The 19,226-nt window shown below is 41.9% G+C and carries 20 protein-coding genes and 1 other RNA gene; 11 read left to right on the forward strand and 10 right to left on the reverse strand.

Features of this window, described 5'->3' with window-relative positions; translation table 11 throughout:
• Positions 1–750 carry a response regulator gene (locus PHC76_RS02270; protein ID WP_299973301.1) on the reverse strand — a complete coding sequence of 250 codons (750 nt, stop codon included), beginning with the start codon at positions 748–750 and terminating at the stop codon, positions 1–3.
• Between the two features lie 204 nt (positions 751–954).
• On the opposite strand from PHC76_RS02270, the gene hemN reads away from it, so the two are divergent.
• Genes hemN through lgt form a run of 5 tightly spaced genes read left to right on the forward strand, consistent with a single transcriptional unit; the run spans position 955 to position 5,262 of the window.
• A complete protein-coding gene (gene hemN, locus PHC76_RS02275; protein ID WP_299973299.1) occupies positions 955–2,322 on the forward strand; it encodes an oxygen-independent coproporphyrinogen III oxidase in 1,368 nt (455 codons plus the stop codon).
• A 4-nt stretch (positions 2,323–2,326) separates the two neighbouring features.
• Entirely contained in the window at positions 2,327–3,610 is a 1,284-nt protein-coding gene (locus tag PHC76_RS02280; protein WP_299973296.1) for a (Fe-S)-binding protein, read from the forward strand.
• Entirely contained in the window at positions 3,607–4,104 is a 498-nt protein-coding gene (locus PHC76_RS02285; protein WP_299973293.1) for a HugZ family protein, read from the forward strand. The genes PHC76_RS02280 and PHC76_RS02285 overlap by 4 nt, the downstream gene beginning before the upstream one ends.
• Positions 4,097–4,432, forward strand: coding sequence for a DsrE family protein (locus PHC76_RS02290; RefSeq protein ID WP_299973290.1), 336 nt, complete (start codon positions 4,097–4,099; stop codon positions 4,430–4,432). Before PHC76_RS02285 ends, PHC76_RS02290 begins: the two co-directional genes overlap by 8 nt.
• Positions 4,432–5,262, forward strand: coding sequence for a prolipoprotein diacylglyceryl transferase (gene lgt / locus PHC76_RS02295; protein WP_299973287.1), 831 nt, complete (start codon positions 4,432–4,434; stop codon positions 5,260–5,262). Before PHC76_RS02290 ends, lgt begins: the two co-directional genes overlap by 1 nt.
• Here lgt and PHC76_RS02300 read toward each other — a convergent pair.
• The 5 genes from PHC76_RS02300 to panB all read right to left on the reverse strand — a co-directional run bounded on the left by PHC76_RS02300 (position 5,241) and on the right by panB (position 9,574).
• A complete protein-coding gene (locus tag PHC76_RS02300) occupies positions 5,241–6,446 on the reverse strand; it encodes an ArsS family sensor histidine kinase (protein WP_299973284.1) in 1,206 nt (401 codons plus the stop codon). The two genes, lgt and PHC76_RS02300, sit on opposite strands and share 22 nt — an antisense overlap.
• A complete protein-coding gene (locus tag PHC76_RS02305; protein WP_299973281.1) occupies positions 6,443–7,105 on the reverse strand; it encodes a response regulator transcription factor in 663 nt (220 codons plus the stop codon). The genes PHC76_RS02300 and PHC76_RS02305 overlap by 4 nt, the downstream gene beginning before the upstream one ends.
• Positions 7,106–7,108: 3 nt before the next feature.
• Complete coding sequence (locus tag PHC76_RS02310; protein ID WP_299973278.1) at positions 7,109–7,486, reverse strand: hypothetical protein; 378 nt, start codon at positions 7,484–7,486, stop codon at positions 7,109–7,111.
• A gap of 81 nt (positions 7,487–7,567) precedes the next feature.
• Positions 7,568–8,572, reverse strand: coding sequence for a Holliday junction branch migration DNA helicase RuvB (gene ruvB / locus PHC76_RS02315; protein ID WP_299973275.1), 1,005 nt, complete (start codon positions 8,570–8,572; stop codon positions 7,568–7,570).
• Between the two features lie 213 nt (positions 8,573–8,785).
• Complete coding sequence (gene panB / locus PHC76_RS02320; RefSeq protein WP_299973272.1) at positions 8,786–9,574, reverse strand: 3-methyl-2-oxobutanoate hydroxymethyltransferase; 789 nt, start codon at positions 9,572–9,574, stop codon at positions 8,786–8,788.
• Between the two features lie 116 nt (positions 9,575–9,690).
• Here panB and PHC76_RS02325 point away from each other — a divergent pair, with 116 nt between their 5' ends.
• The 5 genes from PHC76_RS02325 (at position 9,691) to PHC76_RS02345 (ending at position 11,928) form a co-directional block, all read left to right on the forward strand.
• Positions 9,691–10,095: an Hpt domain-containing protein gene (locus PHC76_RS02325; protein ID WP_299973269.1), complete on the forward strand. Its 405-nt coding sequence runs from the start codon at positions 9,691–9,693 to the stop codon at positions 10,093–10,095.
• A complete protein-coding gene (gene trpA / locus PHC76_RS02330) occupies positions 10,092–10,832 on the forward strand; it encodes a tryptophan synthase subunit alpha (RefSeq protein WP_299973266.1) in 741 nt (246 codons plus the stop codon). The genes PHC76_RS02325 and trpA overlap by 4 nt, the downstream gene beginning before the upstream one ends.
• 154 nt (positions 10,833–10,986) lie before the next feature.
• Positions 10,987–11,359: a transfer-messenger RNA gene (gene ssrA / locus PHC76_RS02335) on the forward strand.
• 61 nt (positions 11,360–11,420) lie between these two features.
• Entirely contained in the window at positions 11,421–11,630 is a 210-nt protein-coding gene (locus tag PHC76_RS02340) for a hypothetical protein (RefSeq protein ID WP_299972610.1), read from the forward strand.
• Positions 11,620–11,928, forward strand: a complete 309-nt coding sequence (locus PHC76_RS02345) for a type II toxin-antitoxin system RelE/ParE family toxin (protein WP_299972608.1) — start codon at positions 11,620–11,622, stop codon at positions 11,926–11,928. The genes PHC76_RS02340 and PHC76_RS02345 overlap by 11 nt, the downstream gene beginning before the upstream one ends.
• Before the next feature lie 77 nt (positions 11,929–12,005).
• On the opposite strand, the gene PHC76_RS02350 is transcribed toward PHC76_RS02345, so the two are convergent.
• Both PHC76_RS02350 and PHC76_RS02355 read right to left on the reverse strand, forming a co-directional pair.
• Positions 12,006–12,722 carry a hypothetical protein gene (locus tag PHC76_RS02350; protein ID WP_299972607.1) on the reverse strand — a complete coding sequence of 239 codons (717 nt, stop codon included), beginning with the start codon at positions 12,720–12,722 and terminating at the stop codon, positions 12,006–12,008.
• 282 nt (positions 12,723–13,004) lie between these two features.
• The gene (locus PHC76_RS02355) at positions 13,005–14,495 is read right to left on the reverse strand and encodes a L,D-transpeptidase family protein (RefSeq protein ID WP_299972605.1); all 1,491 of its coding nucleotides are present in this window, start codon (positions 14,493–14,495) and stop codon (positions 13,005–13,007) included.
• 104 nt (positions 14,496–14,599) lie between these two features.
• Here PHC76_RS02355 and PHC76_RS02360 point away from each other — a divergent pair, with 104 nt between their 5' ends.
• Positions 14,600–15,397, forward strand: a complete 798-nt coding sequence (locus tag PHC76_RS02360) for a hypothetical protein (RefSeq protein WP_299972603.1) — start codon at positions 14,600–14,602, stop codon at positions 15,395–15,397.
• Between the two features lie 70 nt (positions 15,398–15,467).
• On the opposite strand, the gene PHC76_RS02365 is transcribed toward PHC76_RS02360, so the two are convergent.
• Positions 15,468–17,618 carry a CHASE2 domain-containing protein gene (locus tag PHC76_RS02365; protein WP_299972601.1) on the reverse strand — a complete coding sequence of 717 codons (2,151 nt, stop codon included), beginning with the start codon at positions 17,616–17,618 and terminating at the stop codon, positions 15,468–15,470.
• Positions 17,618–19,225 (reverse strand): FecR family protein, encoded by a 1,608-nt coding sequence (locus PHC76_RS02370; RefSeq protein WP_299972599.1) that lies wholly within the window; start codon positions 19,223–19,225, stop codon positions 17,618–17,620. The genes PHC76_RS02365 and PHC76_RS02370 overlap by 1 nt, the downstream gene beginning before the upstream one ends.
• Position 19,226: the final 1 nt, after the last annotated feature.

A 19,226-nucleotide genomic window follows, 5' to 3' on the forward strand; every position in this document is an offset into this window, starting at 1 on the left:
CTACTCTTCGAGATAGTAACCGATTCCCGAAGCGTTTTTAATAACATCGGTTGGTAGCTTATTGCGTAAACGCCATACGAGGGTTCGAACACTGTTATCGCTTGCCCCCTCTTCTCCCCACACATAATCGGTTGCTTGTGAAAAATCAACAACACTTCCAAGCTGCGCAACCAATAATCGAATAAATGCGTTCTCTTTTTTAGTGAGTTTTATTTTTTGATTTTTGTAAAATGTTTCACCCATCGAAATATCGTGACGATACCCATCTCCAAACTCAACAGCCGGCTGGGTAGAGAGCTTTTTAGCGTAGAGCAGTTTTTCAAGATGCTCTTTGTCTGTTTTGAGCATATCGATATTTTGAATCCGTTTTTGTTCCTCTTCAAAACGGTAGATTGCCATTTGGATAGTGGTATGGAGATTGAGCGGATCAAAAGGTTTTACGATGTAGCCGAACGGTTCAGTGAGTTTCGCTTTGGACAAAACGGCACTATCGGAATGAGCGGTGAGAAAAATAAACGGACGAGGCATTTTTTCTCGGATAAAATTGGCTACTTCGATTCCCCCATCATTACGTTTGAGTCCAATATCGATGAGGACAATATCGGGATTGTAGATTTTAATTTTATTTTGAGCACTAATCTCCTCGTTTGCCAAAGAGAGTATTTCATATCCAAATTTCTCTAATGACATCTTTAGATTAAGGGCAGTAACATCATCATCTTCGATAATAAGAACTTTGATTGCTGACATGGGATACTTCTTGATTGTTTTTTGATTATTTTATCACATTTTTCAAAATTTAAATATGGATTTGTGATGGTTGATGTAATTTTCTTTATTATTTACGTCACTGCTGTGAAAGAGTGAATCATCTTGGTAATATTTGGATTTTAGGCGATATTCAATCCAAAAGAGTATAATCGCGACATTAAACCCTTGACTGGATCTCTAAAAATGCTTGATTTTGATAAATATACTCGCTATTCCAAGCCTGGACCTCGTTATACAAGTTATCCGACTGCGTTAGAATTTAGCGATGCTTTTGGTTATGATGGTTATTTGGAGAAACTCCATTCACAGGATCCGACGCGTCCATTGTCTCTCTATTTTCATTTGCCGTTTTGTAAAAATGCCTGTTATTTTTGTGGCTGTAATGTCGTATTTACCTCCAAAGAGGATAAAAAAGAGCGTTATATCGACTACATCACCCGTGAGCTTCAAATCCTGAGCCAACATATCGATGTCAATCGCCCTGTGATTCAGCTCCATTTCGGCGGAGGAACCCCGACGTTTTTCGACGCGGATCAATTAAACCGAATTATCAGCGCGATTAAAAGCCATTTTAAAAACTTCACCGCAGATGCCGAAATCAGTTGTGAGATTGACCCACGTCATATTAACGAGGATCAAATGAGAGTGATGAGCGAGGCGGGATTTAACCGTGTCAGCTTCGGTATCCAAGATTTTGACGAAAAAGTACAAGTTGCTGTTCATCGTGTGCAACCGTATGACATCACTAAAGCGGCGATGGAATTGGCGCGCAAATACAATATGGTGAGTGTCAACGTCGATCTCATCTACGGATTGCCGTATCAGTCTCTGGAGACCTTTAAAAAGACGCTCGATTTGGCGATTTCTCTCGATCCTGACCGTTTTGCCGTATTCAACTATGCCCATGTGCCGTGGCTTAAAAAAACGATGCGTAAAATCGATGAGACGACTCTGCCACATCCGGCAGAGAAGCTTGCCATTATGCGCTATACCATCGATCATATGTCCGAGCTTGGGTATCGAATGATCGGGATGGATCACTTCGCTAAACCCAAAGATGAACTCTTTAAAGCGATTGACAAAGGGGAGTTGCATCGTAATTTCCAAGGCTATACCACCAAGGGTGGGGCTGATCTCATCGGAGTAGGACTTACCTCTATCGGTGAAGGAGTTGATTATTACGCACAAAATTTTAAAGAGATGGAAGCGTACGAAGCGGCTATTGATGCAGGGCGTCTGCCGTATGAGCGTGGGGTTGCACTGAACGAAGATGATCGTATCCGTCAATACGTTATTATGGAGCTAATGAGCAATTTTAAACTCGATATTGAGCGGTTTGAAAAACTCTATAACGTCACCTTCTCTACCTATTTTGCCGATGCATTAGAGGAGTTAAAACCTTTTGAAGCGGATGGGTTACTTACCATTACCCCTAAATCAATCGAGTGCTCACCGACGGGGACACTGTTAATCCGTAATATTGCAATCCCTTTTGATGCCTACATGAAGCGTCACGTATCGAATCAAAAAACTTTCAGTAAAACGGTATAGCATTATGTCGGTGTTGGCTCACGATATTTTTAATTTTACCGAGACATCGGACGCGTGTATCAAATGTGGAAAATGTATCCCTGTTTGTACGATTCACAATGTCAATGCCGATGAAGTTACCTCTCCACGTGGATTTATCGATCTATTAGGGGCGTATCAACGGGGACAATTAGAGCTTGATTTGAATGCGAAAGAGATATTTGAGAGCTGTTTTTTGTGTACCAACTGCACTGATGTCTGCCCTAAAGCACTTCCTACGGATATGGTGATTGAGCAAGTACGTGCCGATCTCGCCGATAAATACGGAATCGCATGGTTTAAGCAAGCATTTTTCTATCTCTTACGTCACCGTACCACTATGGATATTTTGTTTAAATTGGGATATGTATTTCAGACGTGTGGGTTTAAAATCAAAGCAGAGCTAAACTCAATGCAGCCGAGATTTAATCTCCCGATCATTAAAAAAGATCGCCTTTTACCCTCTATGGGAAAAACCTCTTTTTTAAACAGCTATCCTGAGAATATTCCTAATGGCGGAAAACGTCGCGTGGCGATTTTCATCGGATGTTTGGCGAACTACAACTACACCGAAATCGGAAAAGGGCTTTTAGAGATTTTGGAGGCATTAGGCGTCGATGCCTTTATCCCGAAAAAACAGCTGTGCTGTGGGGCACCTGCTTATTTTACGGGGGATTTCGCGACGGTTGATCATAATGCCAAAAAGAACATAGAGTATTTCGAGAGTTTTATCGATGAGGTTGAGGCGATTATTATCCCCGAAGCGACGTGCAGTGCGATGATTAAAATCGATTATGAGCATTTTTTCCACGATCAGCCTGAGTGGTTGGCACGCGCCCAAAAGCTCAAACCAAAAATCTTTATGGCAACCGAATGGCTGGAGCAAAAAACAGAGCTGAAACAGCTTTTAGCCTCCAAAGGGAAAAACAATCTTAGCGTCACCTATCACGATCCTTGTCATGCCCGCAAAATGCAAGGGGTTTATAAAGAACCGCGTGCCTTGGTAGGGCAAAATTACACGATTACCGAGATGAGCGATCCGAATGCCTGTTGTGGTTTTGGCGGTGTGACAATGCAGACGGAGAAGTTTCATTTTGCTCAAGCGGTGGGGAGACCAAAAGCCGCCATGATTGCTAAAACGGGAGCGCAAGTGGTAACTGCTGAGTGCAGTGCGTGCCGTATGCAAATCAACAACTCGATGAATGAAGCAAATGTGGATGTTGTCTTTAAAAACCCGATTGAATTGATAGCAGAAGCGTTACGAAAATGACAACCCAAGAGGTAGAACTTTTTTTAGAGACGTTTCAAACTCTTATTATGGCGTCTCTCACTCCTGATGGTGCTCCACACGCAAGCACTGCTCCCTATGTACGAGTCGGAAATGATTTTTATATCCTTATCAGCACCGTAGCACAACACGGGCGCAATCTCCTATCTAATCCTAACGTCTCACTTCTCTTTGTCGAAGATGAGTCCCAATGCACACAACCCTTTGCCCGTAAACGGATAACGATTGAAGCTATTGCATCGGAGATGAGTCGAGAGAATGATGTATATATCAGCGTGATTGAGTCTTTAAAAGCTCGCTTTGATGCGGAACTGGTCACCTCATTAACCCAAATGGGAGATTTCCACCTCTTCAAACTCTCTCCTAAAAGCGGCAGTGTCGTGATGGGATTTGGCAAGGCGTATCGGTTGAATGAAAATTTAGAGGTGTTAACGCAAATTATAGCTCAACACCAAAGGGGTCATGGCAATGGATAAACTTCTCATCGTTTGGAGCAGTGGCGAAATTGAAGTCGCTAAAAAGCTGGTATTACTTTATGGTAGTGTTATTTTGCCACGTGGATATTGGGACGAAGCCCATTTGATGGTATGGGGTCCTTCGGCAAAGCTCTTGGCTGAAAACACGCAGCTGCAAGAGATGGTTACCAAAGTGATAGAGAGCGGGGTAAAAGCTTCCGTGTGTGTCGTATGCAGTGATGATTACGGAGTGACCGAAGAGCTTCGAACGTTGGGGATTGAGCCAACCCATACTGGAGAGTTTTTGACGCAGGCGCTTAAAAGTGATTGGAAAGTGGTGACGTTTTGATGGAATACTGGAATCATATTTACGAACACTTTAACCCTGTAGCTTTTCATCTTTTTTCTATCCCCGTCCATTGGTATGGATTGATGTATGTTCTTGCTCTTCTCAGTGCTTTAGTGATTGCAAAATGGATTGTTGAAAAAGACAATATTTCGATTACAAAAGAGCAATTGGATGATTATTTCATCTATGCGGAGATTGGGGTGATTTTGGGGGCACGATTAGGGTATATCCTCTTTTATGATACCCATACGATGTACTATCTCACGCAACCATGGCAAATTTTTAATCCATTTATCGACGGAGTGTTTGTTGGTATTCGTGGGATGAGTTTTCACGGGGCGATACTCGGATTTTTAATCGGTTCATATCTGTATCATCGCCGTCACGGTATCCCATATGGACGGTTGATGGACTTGGTTGCGGTATCGGTTCCGCTAGGATATGTGTTCGGGCGAATCGGAAATTTCCTCAATCAAGAGCTTGTCGGACGTGCTACCGATGTGCCGTGGGGGATTTATGTCTATGACACTCTCAGACATCCCTCACAGCTCTATGAAGCGTTTGTTGAGGGGATTGTGGTCTTTGTTATCATCTATGCGTATCGTCACCGTAAAGCGTTCGAGGGGGAGCTAATCTTACTCTATGGCTTTAGTTACGGAATCGGGCGAGGCTTGGTCGAATTTTATCGTGCTCCTGATGCGCAGATCGGCTATATCATCGGACAATGGATGACGCTGGGTATGGCACTTAGTTTCGCGATGGCGGGAGTATCCGCGATTTTGTGGGTCTATTTTAAAAAGGGCTCCGCTCAAAACCGGATACAAAAATAGTGTATCCCCTCGTCGTAATGGTATTCGAGACTAAAACGGTGTAATTCGCATACCGATTGGGCGATGTAAAGCCCTAATCCTAATCCTCCATCACCACGTTCTGTAACAAATGCCTGCAACGCCTCTTCGACTGGACGTTTAAGAGGTTCACCGCTGTTTTGTATGCAGATTTTATGTGCGTCACATCGAATTAAAATTGGGTACGCTGTTGCATGGCGATACGCATTGTCGATGAGATTTTGCAAAGCACTGGTAAATAAGGCTGAATCGACCTCGATCTCTCTATCACATCCCTGTATTTCAATATTCTCCTCGTTAAGTAAGAGGTTGTCGATAGTAGACTCTATCATGTTTTTAATCGAACAAGGGTGTGTTGAGAGGGAGAAGGCATGCATCTTTTCCACTTGTGCCATTTGGCTGATGAGATGTTCCATGCGCGTAAATAGTTTCCCCAGCAAAGTAATATTTGGGGTGTTTTCTTCCAACTCAACGATAAATTTACCTTTGGTGATAGGGGTTTTGAGCTCGTGCATCATATTGCGTAAAAAAAGTTCACGTGATTTTTTTAATCTATTTTGTTTTTCCAATGCATCACTGAGGGCATTCGAGATAAGGGCGATTTCGTCTTTTCCGTTGGAATGAGAGATAGACATCTCTTCCCCTTCACCATAATGGTGAATCGTTTCGTACAATGCTTTGAGCGGTTTGAGATTGCTCCATAACAGTAGGTACATACTCACTAATCCGCCCAAAAGAGCAAAGAACAAAAACCAAACAAAATAATAGGTCGGCTCTTCTGCCGTATCGCGATAATACATTGTGCAGTTTTCTCGTGCCAAGGCGTAGACAAATCCGTTATGGTCTTTGTAAATGGTAACTTTGACGTTGCGAGATTGAAGCTTCGCACGCATCGGCGGGGGTATCGGAATCGGTTCACAATGGGGAGATAAGGTCTCAATAGGTCTAAATCCAGCCTCTTTAAGCTCTTGATTTTGTTCCATACAGGTTCGGATAGGTGCTTCTTCAAGGATACGTGATAACTCCATAGAACGGTGGGCAAGAAGATGAAATTTTTGCTCTTTTTGCTCACTCAATGCAGAAATAAAAAGCAATGAAAGGACGATAAGAGCTAAGGCAAAAAAGGCATGAAGTTTAAAAAAAACAGAGTGACGACGGCTAATCATAGGGTAAACTGATACCCCATTCCGCGAATAGAGCGGATAAGGGTAGGGTGTTTGGGATTGGGTTCTACTTTTTGACGGATTCGGCTGATAAGAACGTCAATACTCCGTTCACTGCTCTCCCATCCTATCGATTCGACGTTATTGGCGATAAAATCACGGGAAATGATTTGACGTCGGTGTTTGATGAGGAGGCTGAGTAGTTCAAATTCGGCGCGGGTAAGAGGGAGAAGTTCCCCCTCTTTGTAAATTCCGGTTTCATCGACACGGAACATTTCACTACTTGCTTGGATTGTTTTTCCGTTGATGCGACGAAGGAGGCTTTGTATACGGGCTACCAACTCTCTGGGCTCATAGGGCTTGGGGAGGTAATCATCGGCACCGAGTTCGAGGGCGATGACTTTGTCTCCCAAATCACTCCGAGCCGAGGAGATGATGATGGGGATGTCGCTACGCTCACGAAGGGCTTTGCAAACATCCAATCCATCCATATCGGGCAGAGTAAGATCGAGTAAAACGAGATCGTAGGACTCAATTCCCAATGACGCAAGCGCCGCTTTGGGATGAGGATACGAAATAACCTCCATTTGATAACGGTTCAAATATTGCGTCAAAAGATCGGCAATTTCGAGATCGTCTTCGATAAGGAGGATTTTAATCATCGATTACTTTTTTTCCTCACATTTTTTGCAGCCCATGCCACCTTCTGGCATTTTGTCCCCTTTCATCCCTTTCATTTCCCCTTTAGGGCACATTTTAGGAGCATTAGCTTCGAACGCTTTGCGTTGTTCAGGGGTAAGTACTGCCATCATTTTTTCGTGTTGTTGGTTATGGAATGATTTGCCCTCTTCACGAATTTTTTGGATTTGTGCTTTTTGATCATCATTTAAACCCAATTTTTCAAATGGTTTAGGGAGTTTAGAGGTGTCACACTCACATTTTTTCATCATGCCACCTTTATCGCCACATGCTCCACCTTGCATTGGGCACGCCATTAACGCTGTAGCACCGAGAATCAGTGCGATACTTAGAATCTTTTTCATGTTGATATCCTTTTGGTTTTGATAATAACATGATAGAGGAAAAGAATCAATAAATCAACAACGGAGTGTTAACAATGTTAATTAAAAAAGGTGTAGAGGAGGATTACCAAATTTGAGTAATTCATAGGTTTTGGGAGTGGCGATACGACCGCGTGCCGTTCTCTCTAAATAGCCATTAGCGAGGAGATAGGGTTCGAGTACATCTTCGATTGTCCCTTCATCTTCACTCAGCGCCGCCGCGATAGTGGATAATCCCATCGCACGCCCTTTTGCTTCCATGAGGAGTTTTAGAAGGCGTATATCCATCTCATCAAAACCGTTGGCATTGATCCCCAGTTGGTCAAGGGCATAGCGGGAACGTTCGTGTAATATGGTGCTCTCATTCGCAACATCAGCAAAATCTCGAACCCTCTTTAGTAATCTTAGAGCAATACGGGGGGTTCCGCGTGAGCGTTTAGCAATCTCGTGAGCGGCATCTTTATCGATATGTTTTCCCAGTTTCATCGCGGCTTGGGTAACAATAGTACAAAGCTCTTCAGGTGTATAAAACTGCATCCGAAAATTCATTCCGAAACGATCGCGCAGGGGATTGGAGAGCATCCCCGCACGGGTCGTTGCACCGATGAGGGTAAAACGTGGGAGGTCGATTTTAACTGTTTGGGCAGCTGGGCCTGAGCCGATGATGATATCGAGGCGGAAATCTTCCATGGAGGGGTAAAGAATCTCTTCAACCGCAGGGGATAATCGGTGAATTTCATCGATGAAAAGAATGTCCCCCTCTTCGAGGTTTGTGAGGATGGCGGCGAGGTCACCGCTTTTTTCGATCATGGGTGCGGCAGTTACTTTGATGTTACTTCCCATCTCGTTGGCGATGATGAGGGCGAGGGTTGTTTTTCCCAAACCTGGAGGTCCATAAAAAAGGACATGATCGAGAGCTTCACGTCGTTTGGAACTTGCTTCAATAAAGACACCTAGATTTTTTTTGATTTGTTCTTGTCCGATGTACCCATCCCAATTGCTAGGGCGAAGTGAAGTTTCTGTGACCTCTTCGGCAGTAAATTTCTCGATTTCGACGATGCGTTCCATAAATTTTAATATTTTCCTGTCATTGAAGGGTTTAAATCAGAATTATTGAGACATTTTTGATAGTTTTCTGTGCCAGAGATGCAGGGGTTACTTCTTACAGGGTGATCATAGGAGTATGCAAATGGAGTATTTAAAGGGGTAGAAATTTTATGATCCTTTGAAAATGACATAGAACACCCGCTAATTAATAATGTAATGAATATGGTAATAATCTTAATAAATAAAATTTTCATCTGGAAACTCTCTATTTTGTACTTCATTTTTATAAATGTTGACTGCCTCTTTGACAACGGTTGCACCATTCGTGTATTGTTTGACAAATTTCGGAACAAACGGCTCATAGAGACCGAGCATATCGGAGAATACGAGCACTTGACCGTCCACGCCGTTCCCCGCACCGATTCCGATTACAGGAATAGAGACACTTTGAGCTACACGTGTCGCAACGTCAGCAATGACCCCTTCGATAACGATGATAAATGCTCCTGCTTGCTCGATAGCTTGTGCGTCGGCAATGAGGGAGAGGGCTTCTTCTTCGGATCTCCCTTTTACCTTATACCCACCCTCAGCACGAACACTTTGGGGAAGTAACCCGATATGTCCGCACACCGCAAAGCCGTTGTCTACGAGATGTTTCACGAGGTGGGCTTTATCGGCTCCCCCTTCGATTTTGATGGCATCGGCAGGTGTTTCACGATAAACACGCAGTGCATTAGAGAGGGCTATGCCCTCATCGCTGTACGATCCAAAAGGCATATCGGTGATAACAAACGTCTCAGGAGCACCTTTGCATACCGCATTAGTGTGATAAATCATCTGATCCATCGTGGCACTGAGGGTATCCGCATTGCCTCCGAAACTCATGTTGAGACTATCACCAACGAGTAGGATATCGGCACTTTCGCTTAATAATCGGGCGAAAAGGGCATCATACGCTGTTATCATAACAATAGGAAGATTGTTTTTACGCTTTTTGAGAGCGCTAAGTGTTAGTTTTTTCATAGATAGAAGTTTACCCAAAAAAAGTATTACCCTCTTTGAATATGTCATTTTGTCATATTTAGCTAAAGCATCTATTATACAAAAAGCGGTATAATCGTTTCAAATAGGAGAAAATCATGGGTGTACGAACCGATTTGGAGAACAATTTCGATTTTGAAATTATCGATGAATTTTTAGATCATTTTGCCATGATGGTGGAGATTATGGAACCAATGATTATTGATCTTGGTATCCAAGATCGTGTTCATCGAAGTATTGAAGAGCTTTTCCGTATTTTTCATAATATTAAATCAGCTTCCGGATATTTACAAATTGAACCGATGACACGTCTCTCTTCATTTGTCGAAGATGCCTTAGAGCAACTAAGAACTCGCGATCGTATTGTTAATGAAGAGACGATTACGTGGCTTATCAGTGTTTCTGATATGTTCCAGCAATGGCAAGAAGATTTCAAAATGGACAATGAACTCTCCAAAATCAATTTTTCCCTTTTAATTTTACCCGATATGGAGAAGGCGTGAAGCACCTCGTAGCATACATCACCGCAGGTTACCCTGATAAAAATTTTACTGTTGATCTCGCATTAGCACTGGGTGAAAACGGTGTCGATACTTTAGAACTCGGCGTTCCGTTTTCCGATCCCGTAGCCGATGGTCCTGTAATCGAAGCGGCAAATCATGCGGCACTCGCCAATGGATTCAAATTTACCGATTTGATCGAGATTTCGACTGCCGTCGCCCCTAAAATTGACACATTATGGATGGGTTATTTCAACCCGTTTTACCAATACGGGATGGAAGCGTTGCTTGATAAAGCTGCAAGTATCGGCGTAAACGGTTTAATCATCCCTGATGTTCCGTATGAAGAGGCAAAAAACTATCACAACCTCTTTGAATCACGCGCCTTAGCCAACATCACCTTCGTCGCTCCGACCGATGGGGAAGAGCGTATTAAATTGATTACCGCTGAAGCGCGTAAATTTATCTACCTTGTCGCTTATGCGGGGATTACGGGGAGTGGTAAAGCCGAAGATTTAGCTCCGACTTTAGAGATGATTAAACGCCATACACAAACTCCTGTTTACGTCGGTTTCGGTGTGAATGAAAAAACAGCACGTGAAAAAGTGCAAGGGGCAGATGGTGTCATCGTCGGATCGGCTATCGTCAATGTCTTGTTGGACGATACTATTTCAGCAACCCAAAAAATCGCTAGATGCTGTGAGATAACCCGCACCATCAAATCTCTCATTAATTCTTAAACGTCATTCCGTGTTATCGCACCACTGTCATCCCGTGCTACGACACGGGATCCAATACTTTATAAATGCAAGAGATGGATCCCGTATCAAGTACGGGATGACAAAATCTGTCTAAAAATCCGCTATAATTCCATCATAACTTCGGTTACCACGTGGGGGCGACATGGCTTCGACTGGATCAAGAAGGTTTAGGTTGCATCGCCGGACTGAGCAGCTCCGTTATACGGCTCACACTTGCTTAAACGCAAACAACACTAATTACCGTCCTGCTTACGCTGTAGCGTAAGTTTAATTAAACTTTAGGACTGCGCTACCTTCCTATGCTATAACTGGAAGGGCTTGGCGTATAACCCCTGTGATAGCTATATTCTTGGAATGTCTCGGACTTGAATGAATTTAGAGAATTGGATGATGTAGCTTTGCACGTTGTGTGATAGTTATCTGAAAAACAAACAACGTTACTAAGCATGTAGACGCCTTTACTTCCTTGGTTTAGGACTCCGGTTCAATCCCGGACGCCTCCACCATCACTTCACATACAATCCATGATATAATTTTCCAATCAACTTTCCTGAAAACGAGGACAATATGTTAGCCTATCATCTTGAATTACAAGACGAATCCATAGCAGATAAAGTGATTGCATTTCTCAAATCACTTCCAGAAAATACTGTAAAACTCTCAAAAGAAGAGTATGAGGAAGAACTCGAATCAATGATCGACGAAGGATTCAATTCGCCCCTTATAGGGACGCATGAAGAGGTATTTGCCAAATTGGGCACAAAATATGCCTCATAAGATCGTCTATCTCGAACACGCTTACACTGATCTTGAAATCATTTTAGATCATATTGCAGAAGATTCTCCCTCTCGTGCCATCGAATACCTCGAATTTCTCAAAAACGGCATTTTGAAATTAGCCGATTTTCCACACTTGGGTGTTATGTGCAAACGTAAACATATCCGCAGAGAATGCCGTGTTCTGATTATCGAGAACTATTTGGTATTCTATAAAATCGATGAAATATTACCAACCGTCATTATCGGCAGGGTTTTACATCGCACTATCAACTACAAAACAAAAAAGCTTTTTTAAAATTTTTAATCAGAATGAGTGGTGTAGAGAAGGGGAATAAGTAGCCTGTCCCCTTTTCCTTTTCTTAACCTATGTTTTTATTTTAACCAATTAGCTTGATCTATATAAGAAGATCCGCATTTTTTACAAGCATTTCCTAATTCAAATAAATATTTTTCAGTTAATTTAAAATATATTTTAATCTCATCATCTTTTATTTTAATGACTTTAGATTCATGAATAATCATATTGCGATTATCTAAAATATCTAGTTGAATAGAATCAATAATAGTTTTATCAATTTGATATTCAGTCATTTTTAAAATTCTTTCATTGATTTTTTTCAATGAGCCATTAACAATATTTTTTTTAGCCTTATTTATAAGTTGTTCAATTATTTCATCTTTAGATTCTGCATCGAAAATTAAATTTAAGATATTAAAATCTTTATTATCATTATTAGAAAAGAGATAATCATATATCAATTTATTATTATAATTAAATAAACTTTGAAAAAATTCTGAATGCATAGTTTCTATATATGTTGCTAATATAACAACCAATTGATTCGAATAATTTTCTAAAGCATGATCGATTTCATCAGAAATCATTTTTTGAAAGTCTTCTTTATGAGGGGATTCTTCCATTTTTAATTCAATTAGTTCATCGGTGTCATTTGAACTACTATAAATAACTTTTTGATTCGTATATGAATGAAAAGTATGTTTATCATTAGCAAATTCCAATAATGTAAAATAGGAGTGAGACGTAGTCATTAACTTCATAACCCATTTTCCAATGTCAAAACTGCCCATAATATTAACCTTCTATATTTTATAATGGATATTGTAACAAGATCAAATAAAAAGAATTAGAATTATGGAATCTGAAGTAATATGGGTGTGCCCAAACTGTGTCAAAGTAAGGCACTTCTTGACGACTATTTCCTCGCTCCCAAACTCCTGTTTGGGAGTGTATAGCCTTTGGTTTCTAAGTATTTACACACTTATTCATTCCCAACGAGGACGTTGGGAACGAGGAAAGAGATAAGTATTATGTAGCCTTTATCTGATAGAGGACGCCTCCACCATATCACTTTATTCTGTTTTGATCCCTTTTTTCTTTAGAATCGCCCATTGTCCTTCATCATAACCGTAAATATCGTTATAAAGGGTCACTCTGCCGTTCGTCTCTGCATGAATCGTCATGTAACGTAAAAGTATCGGGAGCTTTTTGGGGAGTTGAACGGAGATGTCGGCTTCTTGCAGGGTGTTTGGATTTTTATCCTCAAGATTTTCCCTCTTCTCCATCAGATAGTCGTAGAGTTTTTGCGGAGAGCTGAGGCGGATACATCCTGAACTGAGGGCGCGGTCGGTTTTTTTAAATAAAGCAGGGGTGTTGGTACCGTGGAGATAGACAAAATGGGTATTCGGGAAAAGAAATTTGATTTTTCCTAGAGGGTTCGTCTCTCCGGCATCGGTTTTAAAGATATAGGGGATATTTTTTTTCCCGCTGTGGAGACTCCAATCGATTTGGGTGGGGTCAATCTCATTGAGTTCGCCGCCTGAGTGTTCATAGACTCGTATGTCGTGATTTTGGAGAAATGCGGAGATATTTTTGCTCTCTAGGATATCTTTATGGATGATGGTTTGCGGTGCTGTCCATGAGGGATTGAGCATTGCATGAGATACTTTGCTATAGAGGATGGGGGTGGGGCGTGAGTCTCTTCCGACGATGGTTTTCATCTCTAAGAGTTCATAGCCGTGATCGATTACTCTGAGGGTAAATGAGGGGATATTGATATCGATGTAGTTGCTGTTTTTGTCGATTCCGCGCGGTAGCCATCGAAATCGATCAAGATTGATAAGCAATTTTTGGATGATTTTTTGGGTGGAGGCGGTAGGTTTGCCAGACTCTGCGATAGTGCGATAGGTATGGAGTGCATCTCGAAGCTTGCGGTACTCTTCGTAATCGGGTGAGAGGGCTGAGAGGGAACGGGAGATGCGGTGAAGTTTCAAATACTCGGCAAGATATTCAGGATATACGATCGGTTCAAATGCCGGACGATCCCATGCAAATTTTTCATTTTTCCCTTTTTTGTATTCATGCAGTTCATCCCATTGGCAAAGACCTTCATGGAGATCTTTTGCTAAGGAGATATAGGCATCACTCAGGAGTAGATCGAGCCAAAAGAGAGGAGATTCAGCACTGTTTGATGTAGTAGAAGGGGTGCTTTTTAGCGTCTCAAGAATTTCTTGAATTTCACGGAGGTGATAGCGTTGGGGGTTTAACCCTTCATCATAAGAGCGTTCGATAGCGGTGATGAGTTCAACAGCATCGGGTGTCAAGGTCGCATTGTGATCCAACCATGCTATGAGTTCAGAACTTTCACATCGCTGGTTGTAAAAACGTGCCGTTTCAATAGGGTAACTCAGACGATCGAATCGGGGAGATTTTTTGTATTCGATTAATTGCTCACACGAAGGGAGAATTATTTCATCACCCTTTGCCATAGTAAAAAAGGGAAAAGTAATAAAAAAGAGGAATACAAAGAGAGGGGATGTTTTCATCAGGGTTATTTCTCTCATTTTGGTGGAGAAACTATAGCATAATATTTTTCAGATGATATTTTAAATTGGGTAGAATATGATTTCACATTGAATCTACATTTGTAAAAGGGAAAAAGAGAGATATGAAATCGTTGTTTTTATCCATATTAGCCATGGTGTTTTTAAGCGGGTGTGTCCCCGAACCTACTCCCCCACAACCTCAAAAAGCATGTATGAGTGCTGGACAACTTAATGGGTATGGGTATGACCATCTCGAAAAAGTTGCCAAATTATTGCGGGAAGACAAAAAAAATATTGAGTCGTTTGAGATATTTATCACGGTCATGAAAGGGACGGTCGATAATTATTCGGACATGATTAAATCGAGTCTCTATATCAGTAATGTGGTGAGATTTTTGCCGATCCCTTATGCGGGAGAGGTTTCAAATACTACAAAACTGATCTCTAAAACGGTGTTGAATCTCGGTGGTGCGGCAAGTACACTTAACCGATACAAAAACAGTTCTGAGACGTTTCTCGCTGGTTTCGATAAACTAAACCGCTCTACTGCCAAAGCATCGGATATATCAAAGTTGGCAGTGTACGCGGATACAAAATTACTCAGCGATGCGAAAGATCTCGAAAATTCGCTTAATGAAATATCCTCTTCTACTGCGGCAATGGCGGCAACGACACAAAGTATCGCCGATGCGTTGGATACGACGGGAAATTATGTGAATCAAGCAAAAAGTTTTGTGGGATTAGCTCAGCCAAACGGTGATGACAAGTCAAAAGTAGTCCAAAACCGCAACTCTATTAATGCTCGTATGATACAGTTGAATCAAAAAATAGCAGCCTTGGAAAAAAGTGGAGAATCACACCGTTACAATATTGCTAAAGCACGTGTTTATTCAGAGCTTGCAGTACAGCTAGAACAGTAAATATATAGCTCAATAATCTCCCGCATCCGAAAGATGCGGGTAGCTTTAGTGTACTATCAGTAAATTTTTTTTATTTTTCGTGGAATTCGTAAATTCCATCAAAAGTTTCAAGATGCATACCCTCTAAATGGATACATCGCTCTTTATAGAGGGTATATAATGGATGGGGAGTATCTGCTTCGAGTGTTGCAAAAAGCTCCATAGCCCTCATAAATGCTCCGCGCTGATACTCTTCGAGCGCTTGATGAAAGTGTTCTAATTCGGTAGCAACGGATGGTTCTGCTTCCCCTTCCCCTAATACTTCATAAATCCGAATAGGTTCCGTTTTCCCTTTTACACGGACACGATCAAGCTCACGGATAATATAGCTCTCTTTGAGATTATGATAGGTGTTTTCAGAGATGATGAGACGGACATGATAATATTTGCACAACCCTTCCAGTCGTGAAGCGAGGTTGACTGGATCGCCGATAATCGTATAATCCGATCGCCCCTCAGAACCGATATCCCCTACTGTAACGGCACCTGTGTTTAGCCCAATACCAAAATCAAGATGCACACCAAATTCTGCATAAAGCTTTTGTGAGAGGGCTTCGCGCATTTGCAGTTGTTTAAGGGCGGACTTAACACCCATGTCTGCGTGATTTTCGACATGATTAGGGGCATTCCAGTATGCCATGATGGCATCGCCGATAAATTTGTCGATAGTTCCGAAAGTTTGAATGATCGGCTCAACCATCACTGTCATGTATTGATTCAAAAAGGAGACCAGTGTCTCTGGTGAGCCCAGTGTTTCGGAGATGAGGGTAAAAGAGCGGATATCGGAGAAGAATATGGTAACGTCAACTTGTCTCGTTTGCAAAGCAGAACCGCTTTCGTAATTCATTAAATCTTCCATAACCTGTTCGGAGACTTTTTGGGCAAATTTTTTCTTTACACGTTCTTTTTGGCGTTGTTCAAAAAAGTAGTTCATCCCTAAAACGGCAACAATAGAGATTCCGAGTGTGAGGAGCGTGAAGAAGAGATTGAGGATGATGTGGTAGGTAAACAAAAGGGTATAGTTGAGATAGATTACCCCTGTTAATAACCCTATAAATCCTCCAAGTAGTAAAAAAGGGCGTAATAGAGATAACCCTAAAATAGTGATAGCGCAAAGGGCTAGAATCATCCCGATTTCTGCTAGCTCGATCCACTCAGGGCGTAATAGCATATCGTGTTGGATAAGATTATCAATCAGTGTCGCATGGATTTCAATACCTGGGATAATGTTATCAAAAGGGTTGGAACGCAAATCCATCAATCCATACGCGGAAGTTCCGACGAGGATGTATTTTCCTTTGACTTGGGCAGGATCAAAAGTATTGTTGACGATATCGCTTGCACTGAGGTAGTGAAATGTTTTGGCGGGACCTCGATGGTTGAGATACATTCGACCGTTGCGATCGGTTGGAATCTCGATCTCTCCTGCAAAAATAGAGGATACCCCAGTGGGTGAGTAATTAATCGTCACTTTTTTGGCGTTGTTGGCGATGCGAAACATCTCAAAAGCGAGTGAGGGGTAGATACTCTCATTGTAACGCATAATAAGAGGAACACTGCGTATATTCCCCGAAGCATCGGGTACGTTGTTAATAAACCCGCTCGAATAAGCACTTTTTTGGATGGACTCTAAGTTGGTTAGTATCCCAAACGGTTGGAGCAGATAGTGTGTATCGGGTAGGTTTTTCTCGATAAAAATAGCGGGAATATCGGGGGTGATGAGAGAATTGGAATGAAATTTTTGATCGAATTTAAAGACATATCCTAAAATCGTGGGGGTATTGCTAACGGTTTTGGCGAGTTGCAAATCATAATTTGGTACGTTTTCAGAGAGATGAAATTGTTGAGCAAAATGGTGGGGTGAGCTTTTGTCCGATTCGGAGAAGACGATATCCAATCCTATGATTCCGGCTTCCGCATTCGTTAGGTTTTGCAACATCCGTGAAATAACATTTCGCTCCCACGGCCATTGCCCTAGACTTTCGAGACTTTTTTCATCGATATCGACAATAACGATATCCTCACTAGCAGGGGTGACTCCCCGTGCAATAAATAAAAAATCGCGAAGCTTATCATCGATATTTTGATAGGTCGCCGGTAAAAAAAGATAGCCATACAATATCGTTGCACTAATCAATACAAAAAGTATAAACCGTGTCAGACGATAAGTAATAAAATGCATTAGGGTGCTTTTGCTTTAAAAGCACCTTGCAAGATTAGCGAATCACTGCTATTAGGTATTGTCGAAGAGGTATGAAACGTCCCCCCTACGGTTTTACCATCGGTTCCGTAAAACTTACCTTGGAGATTACCGGTTGGGGATTGTGATGTCATATCTCCTAAATTAGTACTTCCAAAAGTAGATATGGAGCCGGCTGAAAGGGTATTCGCGTAACTTGAGCCGTTCGTGAATTCCAAGTTATATTGATCATTGGGTGTTGAAAAAGCAAATGCTGCAGTGAACGTATCGGTTTCAAAGTTAATATTGATCGCGGAGCTGCCGCTAAATGATTCTGTTCCGGTGAGGAATCCATCAACATTGACCGTATTGACCGAGCCGAATGTAGTACCGGTATAATTTAAAGTTTGGGAATTGCTTCGGTAGGCGTCAAGAACGGATGATGGTGTCTCTACCCCTGCTACCCAATACCCGTGTGCTTGTGGATCGCCATAAACGTTAGGATCACTGACTTTTTCCCACTCTCCCCATGTAAAATAGTCATCCGTATTGCAGGCACATGTTTTTAAATATGAGCCGCTTGGTAAGGGAATTATGTTACCAGAACTGTCTTCGATGGAGGCGAGCTGGGTATCAAATGTATTGACACTCGAATACGATGTGGTTGATCCAAGATGGATAGTACTATAGAGGGCGGGGACTCCGATATCACCCGTAACGGTTTGTGTTGATGGATCTGATACGAGGGTCACTGCACCCTCTTTGATATGGCTCCAACTGCCATAATCAAAAAGTGATGTCATGAGTCCGGTATAGGTTTGAGCCTCTTTAGGGGCAACTATTGCACTATCGGATTTTATTGTAGAGACTATCTCTTCTATGTTGGTGTGCTTATCTAATGATTCATCATGTTGGAGGAGATCGCCACTCCCCTCTGCTGCAATGATAGGGGCTAATGCCGTTTCGAATGTAACCGATTCATTAGAGGGTTGAGAGGTTTTTGAGACGGTAAAGTTTTTACCCAAAAGCGTTTTAATCTCTTCAGGGGTAAAGGTTTGTTTCTCTTTAAACACTCCCTCTTTGCTTAACGATATATAGCTACCCATATCAACAACATTTTGGATGTTTGCACTGTTGAGGACTACGATTGCTCCTTGGAGACAGTACGCGGAGATTTCTCCCTCATCCCCAACATGGATCACAAAGTCGGTACCACGAATACCGATGGTAGCTGTTTTGGTTTTAACGGCAAATTTTTCCGGTGCTATTTTTCCGATTTTACCGCTCATGGTTCGAACGGTTCCTGAGAGGATATTGAATTTTGCATTTGAAGAGTCGGAACTATCATAAAGATACTCTTCGATAGAAAAACGGCTCTTTTTCCCGACTGTGATGATGGTGTTGTCTTTGAAGGTGAGCTGTGCTTTTGAATTTTCGGAGGTAGCGATTGTATCTTTGGATTCGAGATCATTACCGAGTGCAGCAGGAAGATTTTTGGTATCTCGCTCGATTAGAGCAGTTCCTGTAAGTGAGGTTATTTTGGCAACACTTGCATGAAGTGATGCAGAGAGGGTTAGAGCAAGGATGAAGGATAAAAGGGTGCGTATCATA

It is taken from the genome of Sulfuricurvum sp., assembly GCF_028710345.1.
Lineage (GTDB): Bacteria > Campylobacterota > Campylobacteria > Campylobacterales > Sulfurimonadaceae > Sulfuricurvum.

Coding starts and splice junctions, on each gene's coding strand:
- PHC76_RS02270 (WP_299973301.1), bottom strand. CDS start 750: ATGTCAGCAATCAAAGTTCTTATTATCGAAGATGATGATGTTACTGCC.
- hemN (WP_299973299.1), top strand. CDS start 955: ATGCTTGATTTTGATAAATATACTCGCTATTCCAAGCCTGGACCTCGT.
- PHC76_RS02280 (WP_299973296.1), top strand. CDS start 2,327: ATGTCGGTGTTGGCTCACGATATTTTTAATTTTACCGAGACATCGGAC.
- PHC76_RS02285 (WP_299973293.1), top strand. CDS start 3,607: ATGACAACCCAAGAGGTAGAACTTTTTTTAGAGACGTTTCAAACTCTT.
- PHC76_RS02290 (WP_299973290.1), top strand. CDS start 4,097: ATGGATAAACTTCTCATCGTTTGGAGCAGTGGCGAAATTGAAGTCGCT.
- lgt (WP_299973287.1), top strand. CDS start 4,432: ATGGAATACTGGAATCATATTTACGAACACTTTAACCCTGTAGCTTTT.
- PHC76_RS02300 (WP_299973284.1), bottom strand. CDS start 6,446: ATGATTAGCCGTCGTCACTCTGTTTTTTTTAAACTTCATGCCTTTTTT.
- PHC76_RS02305 (WP_299973281.1), bottom strand. CDS start 7,105: ATGATTAAAATCCTCCTTATCGAAGACGATCTCGAAATTGCCGATCTT.
- PHC76_RS02310 (WP_299973278.1), bottom strand. CDS start 7,486: ATGAAAAAGATTCTAAGTATCGCACTGATTCTCGGTGCTACAGCGTTA.
- ruvB (WP_299973275.1), bottom strand. CDS start 8,572: ATGGAACGCATCGTCGAAATCGAGAAATTTACTGCCGAAGAGGTCACA.
- panB (WP_299973272.1), bottom strand. CDS start 9,574: ATGAAAAAACTAACACTTAGCGCTCTCAAAAAGCGTAAAAACAATCTT.
- PHC76_RS02325 (WP_299973269.1), top strand. CDS start 9,691: ATGGGTGTACGAACCGATTTGGAGAACAATTTCGATTTTGAAATTATC.
- PHC76_RS02340 (WP_299972610.1), top strand. CDS start 11,421: ATGTTAGCCTATCATCTTGAATTACAAGACGAATCCATAGCAGATAAA.
- PHC76_RS02345 (WP_299972608.1), top strand. CDS start 11,620: ATGCCTCATAAGATCGTCTATCTCGAACACGCTTACACTGATCTTGAA.
- PHC76_RS02350 (WP_299972607.1), bottom strand. CDS start 12,722: ATGGGCAGTTTTGACATTGGAAAATGGGTTATGAAGTTAATGACTACG.
- PHC76_RS02355 (WP_299972605.1), bottom strand. CDS start 14,495: ATGAGAGAAATAACCCTGATGAAAACATCCCCTCTCTTTGTATTCCTC.
- PHC76_RS02360 (WP_299972603.1), top strand. CDS start 14,600: ATGAAATCGTTGTTTTTATCCATATTAGCCATGGTGTTTTTAAGCGGG.
- PHC76_RS02365 (WP_299972601.1), bottom strand. CDS start 17,618: ATGCATTTTATTACTTATCGTCTGACACGGTTTATACTTTTTGTATTG.
- PHC76_RS02370 (WP_299972599.1), bottom strand. CDS start 19,225: ATGATACGCACCCTTTTATCCTTCATCCTTGCTCTAACCCTCTCTGCA.